Origin of the sequence: uncultured Brachyspira sp. (assembly GCF_944390595.1) — a bacterium.
Lineage (GTDB): Bacteria > Spirochaetota > Brachyspiria > Brachyspirales > Brachyspiraceae > Brachyspira.
Map to the genome: position 1 here is coordinate 1 of NZ_CALXRN010000226.1, position 7,203 is coordinate 7,203.

Consider the following 7,203-nt stretch of genomic DNA (forward strand, 5'->3'; position numbering starts at 1 on the left):
AGATTGATTTTATAAAGCAAAGCATACCTGAAAATAAAAATAAATTAAGTAAAATGCCTTTTTTCAGAGGTGTTGTTAATTTTATAGATATGATGAAATTAGGATATAAAACTTTAGTATTTTCTGCTAATACTGCAGGAATTGAAGAAGAAAAAAAGGATGGCAAAAAAACTGAAAAAAAATCAGAAAAAAATGATAATATTGCAATGACATTGAGCATGCTTATATCATTAGCTTTTGCTGTAGGACTTTTCATAGCATTGCCTTATTTCATTACAACTCTTATAGGAATAAATGAAAAAGAAAATTTTGTTATTTTTAATTTAGCAAGAGGCGGTATTAAATTAGCAATATTCGTCTTGTATTTGCTTATTATATCATTTTTCAAAGATATAAAAAGAGTATTTGAATATCATGGAGCAGAACACATGGTAGTTAATGCTTATGAACATGGACTTGATCCGGATACAGGAAATATAAGAGATTATACTACAATACATCCAAGATGCGGTACTACATTTATGTTTTTAGTATTAACAGTTTCTATTTTGCTTTATATGTTTACAAGTTATTTTGTTTATACATATATATATGCTTCTTATACTCCTCCTAAAATAATTGGAAATTTAACTGTACTTGGCATTAATATAATACTGCTTCCTATAGTTTCTGGAATCTCTTATGAGATATTAAAATTAGGTTTCAAGTTTTATAATTTCCCTCTTATGAGACTTGCAATATTACCTGGTTTGCTGCTTCAAAAAATTACTACAAGAAGACCTCAGGACGATGAAATAGAAGTAGCTTTATTTGCCCTAAGTAAGCTGTTAGATAGTTCTGTGGCAAATAGAACAGAAGAAGATGTACAAAATGATATTAAAAAAGCTGAAAATCAATCAAATTTAGAAGAAAAGTTATGCGTATAAAAAAACGTCTTATAGAAAAAGATGATTATTATGAATATTCTGCTAGTTATATAAAAAAGTATATTCTAATAGTATCTATAATTTTACTTATAGCGACATCTATATTTCTTTTTATATATATTAACTATAAAGTTATACCAAATAAATCATACAGCAGAAATGATTTACCAACATTGGATAGTACTATAACTTCTATTACAAATGCTAAAGGAATATATTATACTGGTAATTTTTCTGAAGTACCTAAATCTATACAAATAAATGATAATATGATTGAAAATTTATATTTATATTTGTTTCATGATAATCATATAATATTTTGGAAATTATATAAAAAAGGATTAAAAAGATATTTTTCGTATAATGCATTTAATATATTGGATGGAGACTCTCAGAATTTTATTATAAAAGAATATGAAAAAGATTTTTTAGACTTTTATGACAATTTTATACGTTCTCAATTTAGAAAGAACATAGGAGAATTAAATTTAGAAATTCCAAATTTTTATAATACTAAAATATCCTTAAAAACATCAATAACTAATTTAATAGATACAGAATTTTCATTTAAATTTACTAACTTTAATGCTTCTATGATAAACTGGGCAAGAAATAGAGCATTATATACATCATTTTATTATGGAATTCCTTCAGGATATTTAGTTGTACCTGGAAGTGAAAATGTTATATCTGACACAAGTTCAATTTTGGCTATTAATACAGCAGGAAGAATTCCATCAAGATATGCTCATAATATTATAGCTGCTTTAGTATATACATCATATACAACAGAACCTATACCAATATTTATTTATGATCCAAAACCGGAATCTCAGAATTCAAAAATTATAAAATTTTTATATAAAGGAAAATGGTATATGTATAAAAATTTTGAATCGCATGAATATAAAGATGTAATAGATTATTATTCTAAAGAAGATGGATTCAGTTTTGTATTTAATGCTACCGGCAAATATTTGTATGATTCATTTGGAAATTTTAGCAAAATGGATGTTGAAATAGTTAATGGTATATTGGATGGATATTTTACCATAAATAATGAACAATTTAAAATAAATGGAAATGCTGTAAAAGAATTTGTTCATAGTGTTTTTTAGGAGATCATATATGACTGAAAAGAAAAAATTTGAAAGATTATTTGAACTTTATAGTTCGCTTGTAGTTGAAGGATTTATTCCTAAAAACAAAATTATGAATTCAAACAATATGTCTACAAGAACAGCACAGAGAGATATTGAAGATATACAAAAATATTTAAAAATAGATTTAATTTCAGATAATGACAAGTATTATGTAAAAAAAGAAGATTTAAAAAAACTTAGAAGAGGGGTTAATCTTAATAATAAAGATTTAAAAGAAAATCTTGATAAATTATTTTCTGTATTCATAAAAAAAATAAGCAGCAATTTATCATTAATACCTCATTCTACAATATCTAAACTCTTACCTCAAAATGTTGATAATGAATACTATGATGTTATTATCATAGCAAATAATGATATAAATAATATATCTATGGATAACGATATTCTTGATAAATTAATATGCTATGTAAAAGATTTAGATGATATAAGTTTTGATTATTACCTTCAAAGCGGAGATATTGTTTATAGAGTAAACGCTGTAGCATATTTAATATATTATTTTCAGGGTATATGGTACTTAGTGGCAAATGATAATAAACATAATAAAATTAAAACATATATAATAACTAACATATCAAATATACAGCTTCATAAACAATTAAAATTTCGTTCTCAAAAAGAAAAAGAAGAACATGATAATGAATACAATAGAAGATTAAAGAAACGTGAAGAATTAATAAATTTAATAGAGAGCAAAAGAAGCATATATTGGAGCGATGATAAATTAATAAAAACGGTAATTAATTTCCATTCTGATGTAGCACATTTTTTCAAAAACAGATATTACGGCTTCAATCAAAAAGTAAAAAAAGAATTAAGTGATGGTTCTATTGAAGTTTCATTTAATTTTTCATCGTTTACGGAACTTAGAATATTTTTAAGTCCATGGCTTGGATATTTCACAATTATATCACCGGAAGAATTCCGCATAGAGTTTATAGATTATCTTAATAATGCATTAAATATTATGAATAAAAAATAATGGGAATAAATATAACAATATCTATTCCCATTAAAACAATTTATGAAAGACTATAAAGCATATCTCCATAAGTAGGGAGTTTCCAATATTTTTTAGATACAGTTTTTTCTAATTCATCTATTGTAATTCTCATATCTTCTAAACATGTAAAAATTTTATCTCTATAAAATTTTGCTGATTTAGATATATCATTAATCTTTTTAGCTTCTACTATATAACCTTCTAATTTATTTAATTTGTAATCTAATAATTTTATTAATTCATTAAGTTTAGTAATTAAATCTTTTTCAACATCAAATTTAAGTTTTAGATTTCTTTTCTTATCAGCTATATCAGCTAACTCGCCAGTATACTCTATAGAATAAGGTAATATCTGCTTATGAACCATATCTATTAATGTTAAAGCTTCTATATTTATTACTTTAACATATTCTTCCATACTTATTTCATATCTTGAATGTATTTCAGTTTCTGTTAATACCTTATGCTTAGTTAAAACATCTATATTCTTTTTTGATATGAAATGAGGTAATGCCTCTGGAGTAGTTTTTAAATTAAATAATCCTCTTTTAGCTGCTTCTTTAACCCACTCTTCAGAATAGTTATTTCCATTATAAATTATTCTCTTATGTTTTTTTATTGTATCTATTATTAAATTATCCAAATCTTTTTCAAAACTAGTTGATTTTTCAAGTATATCAGCAAATTGAGAAAATGCTTCAGCTACTATAGTATTCATTATTATATTAGGACCGGAAACTGAAAGGCTTGAACCAACCATTCTAAATTCAAATTTATTTCCTGTAAAGGCTAAAGGGGAAGTTCTGTTTCTATCTGTTGTATCTTTAGTAAGTCTAGCCAAAGAATTAACTCCCATTTCCATTTCAACTTTTGCTTTGCCTTTATAATTTTTAGAATTTTCCATAGATTCAAGTATGTCAGTTAATTCATCACCTAAAAATATAGAGATAATAGCAGGAGGAGCCTCAGCGGCACCAAGTCTATGATCATTACTTGCACTTGCTGTTGTAACTCTAAGTAAATCCTGATACTCATCAACGGCCTTTATTATAGCAATTAAAAATAAAAGAAATTGTTTGTTCTGTGAGGGATTATCACCTGGATCCAATAAATTCATACCTGTATCTGTTGCCATAGACCAGTTGTTATGTTTTCCGCTTCCATTAACACCAGTAAATGGTTTTTCATGCAAAATACAAGCTAAATTATGTTTCTCAGCAATTACTTTCATAAGCTCCATAGTAAGCTGATTTTGATCTGTAGCCATATTGGTAACTGTAAACTCAGGAGCCAATTCATACTGACCAGGTGCTGCTTCATTATGTTCTGTTTTAGCAACTATTCCAAGTTTCCAAAGCTCATTATCAAGTTCTTTCATAAATGCAAGTACTCTGGGTTTTATTGCTCCAAAATAATGATCCTCTAATTCCTGACCTTTAGGAGGACAAGCTCCAAATAATGTTCTTTTACAATATCTTAAATCAGGTCTTTGTAAATATAAATCTCTGTCTATCAAAAAATATTCCTGTTCAGCTCCTACAGTAGTAAATACTCTACTTACATCATTATGTCCGAATAATTTTAATATTCTTTTTGCCTCTTTTTCTATAACTTCCATAGAACGAAGTAGGGGAGTTTTCTTGTCTAATGATTCTCCGCTGTATGAACAAAAGGCACTAGGTATGCATAATGTATCATCTTTTATGAACGCATAAGAAGTAGGATCCCAAGCAGTGTATCCTCTTGCTTCAAATGTAGCTCTTAATCCGCCTGAAGGAAAACTAGAAGCATCTGGTTCTCCTTGAACTAATTCTTTACCTGTAAATTCCATACGAATAGAGCCATCATCAGTTTGAGTAATAAAACTGGTATGTTTTTCAGCTGTTACACCTGTCATAGGCTGAAACCAATGAGTGAAATGAGTAGCACCTTTCTCTATAGCCCATTCTTTCATAGCATGAGCTACAACATTGGCAACTTCTAAATTTAAACGCTCTCCATTTTTTATGGTTTTTATAAGTTTTTTATAAATGTCTTTGGGAAGTTTATCCTTCATAACATTATCATTAAAAACCATACTACCAAAAATTTCTGGTATTTTTTTCATTTTATATATTTCTCCTAAGAAATTTATTATAAAAAATTATAATGCAATATTATATCATTAGTTTAAATTAATTCAATATTACTATTAAGAGTTATAGTAAAAAAGTTAGAATTTTATATGTTTTCATGTATGAATTGTTTTAATTTATATAATGCTTTTAATAATTCTTTTCTATCAAGATTATTTCTAGTAGAAAATAAAACCTTTATATCATTAATTTCAGATAAACTCATATAATCATCACTAGCTATTATTTGATAAATATATTCAAGGGCTTTTGATATTGCTGAAGAATAATCTTTAAATTGAAAATATTCATTTGGTAAATTCCATATAAGTGCTTCTGTTATAGCAGGAGTTAACTCATTGATGTATTTAATTTCAGGAGAAAAAGTAAGGAATAAATGCTTAAATAATTTTATTAAATTAATAAAATTAGAACCGCAGTCATGTTCTTTTTTATCAAAATTTCTATTGTCTAATTTAGGATAGAAAATTTCATTTTTTTCATTTGCATGTGTAACTAAAGCACCTTCAACATTATTATCTAAATTTTTAACTGAAGGTATTAATACAATTTTTTCATTTTCATATTCTAAAATTAAAGACGATGATGTAACATTAACTTTATTTGAATATGAATCATTATTTTTTATTAATTCTAAAATAGAAGATTTAAATTTTCTAGTATCAGATATACTATTTTTTTCATCATCTAATACTAAAAACAAATTAAGGTATTCCATATAAGTTACATCTGTCCTGTTTCTTTTTGAACCAGTAGCAACAATGGAAATACTATTAAATTGTTTATGAGGTGATATTAATTTGGATATAAAGTCCAATTTTTTTTCTATTTTATAATATGTGTAAGCTGTAAAACTGCTTACCCATCTATTTATATATTCATATAAATCTATACTATCCATTTTTATATTTACACTCTTTTTAGAGCAGCAGCAAGTATTTTGTCTAATGGTAAAACCTCATCAACTCCGCCTCTTGCAATTGCTTCTCTAGGCATTCCGAAAACAGTACAAGTTTCTTCATTTTGAGCTATATTGTAAGCACCTGCATCTTTCATTTCTTTCATACCATTAGCACCATCATCACCCATACCTGTAAGTATTATTCCTATAGCTTTATTTTTAGCGTAAACTGCACCGCTTCTGAAAAGTACATCTACAGAAGGTTTATGTCTAGTAACGGGCTCTCCATCTCTAACTTCTATATAGTATTTACCGCCTCTAACTTTAATCATAGTATGCTTAGCACCTCTAGCAAGTACAGCCTGTCCTCTTCCTATGCTCATACCATCTTCAGATTCAAATACATCTATTTTTAAAATACCATTTAATCTCTTAGCAAATGATGTAGTAAAGTGTTCAGGCATGTGCTGAGCAATAACGATAGGAGGAGCTGAAGGTGTAACATTTTTAAGACATTCTATTAAAGCCTCTGTACCGCCTGTTGAAGAACCTATAAGAATAATTTTATCCATAGGGGTTTCTCTTGAAGGAGTAAGAGGAAGTATAATATCTGCTGTATTTTTTTGATAAACTTTGAATCCGGCTGTTTTTGGTGCTTCTAAACTAATAGAACTTCTTTCTGTAGCAGCAGCAGGTTCTGTTGGAACTGTAACACCATGTTTTCTATAGAATTTAGCTCTATTTGCATAAGCATTTTTAATTTTTTCAACTAAATCTGTAGCTAATTCTTCTACACCATCTCTAACATTGGCAGAAGGTTTAATTACATAATCAAAAGCTCCAATATTTAAAGCATCTAAAGCTAATTCTCTATGTTTATCCAAAAGAGAACTAAACATTATTACAGGAATAGGGTTGTTAAGCATAAGTTTTTTAAGATATGTAATACCATCCATTTCCGGCATTTCAATATCTAAAGTAATAATGTCAGGTTTAAGATTTTTGACCTTATTTTCAGCTAAAATTGGATTTGCAGCAGTTCCTACCATTTCTAATGCAGGGTCTGAATTAA

At 27.1% G+C, this 7,203-nt stretch carries 6 protein-coding genes; 3 read left to right on the forward strand and 3 right to left on the reverse strand.

The annotated features are described in order from the left end of the window. The 3 genes from Q0J90_RS13590 to Q0J90_RS13600 form a co-directional block, all read left to right on the forward strand. Positions 1-926: DUF1385 domain-containing protein (locus Q0J90_RS13590; protein ID WP_297278421.1), on the forward strand; the 926-nt coding region annotated here is incomplete at its 5' end. Further along, positions 917-2,044 carry a hypothetical protein gene (locus tag Q0J90_RS13595; RefSeq protein ID WP_297278422.1) on the forward strand — a complete coding sequence of 376 codons (1,128 nt, stop codon included), beginning with the start codon at positions 917-919 and terminating at the stop codon, positions 2,042-2,044. The genes Q0J90_RS13590 and Q0J90_RS13595, both read left to right, overlap by 10 nt. A gap of 10 nt (positions 2,045-2,054) precedes the next feature. Then, positions 2,055-3,074, forward strand: coding sequence for a WYL domain-containing protein (locus tag Q0J90_RS13600; RefSeq protein WP_297278423.1), 1,020 nt, complete (start codon positions 2,055-2,057; stop codon positions 3,072-3,074). 40 nt (positions 3,075-3,114) lie between these two features. Here Q0J90_RS13600 and Q0J90_RS13605 read toward each other — a convergent pair whose 3' ends face one another. From Q0J90_RS13605 to Q0J90_RS13615, 3 genes are all read right to left on the reverse strand, one after another. Further along, positions 3,115-5,202, reverse strand: coding sequence for a glutamine synthetase III (locus tag Q0J90_RS13605; RefSeq protein ID WP_297278424.1), 2,088 nt, complete (start codon positions 5,200-5,202; stop codon positions 3,115-3,117). Positions 5,203-5,315: 113 nt separating this feature from the next. Beyond that, positions 5,316-6,131, reverse strand: coding sequence for a hypothetical protein (locus Q0J90_RS13610; protein WP_297278425.1), 816 nt, complete (start codon positions 6,129-6,131; stop codon positions 5,316-5,318). A gap of 8 nt (positions 6,132-6,139) precedes the next feature. Continuing rightward, on the reverse strand, positions 6,140-7,203 hold a 1,064-nt coding region (locus tag Q0J90_RS13615), incomplete at its 5' end, for a chemotaxis response regulator protein-glutamate methylesterase (RefSeq protein ID WP_297278426.1).

What these genes read in the sequence shown, in the direction of transcription:
- Q0J90_RS13595 (WP_297278422.1), top strand. Translation starts at nt 917, where the DNA reads ATGCGTATAAAAAAACGTCTTATAGAAAAAGATGATTATTATGAATAT.
- Q0J90_RS13600 (WP_297278423.1), top strand. Translation starts at nt 2,055, where the DNA reads ATGACTGAAAAGAAAAAATTTGAAAGATTATTTGAACTTTATAGTTCG.
- Q0J90_RS13610 (WP_297278425.1), bottom strand. Translation starts at nt 6,131, where the DNA reads ATGGATAGTATAGATTTATATGAATATATAAATAGATGGGTAAGCAGT.
- Q0J90_RS13605 (WP_297278424.1), bottom strand. Translation starts at nt 5,202, where the DNA reads ATGAAAAAAATACCAGAAATTTTTGGTAGTATGGTTTTTAATGATAAT.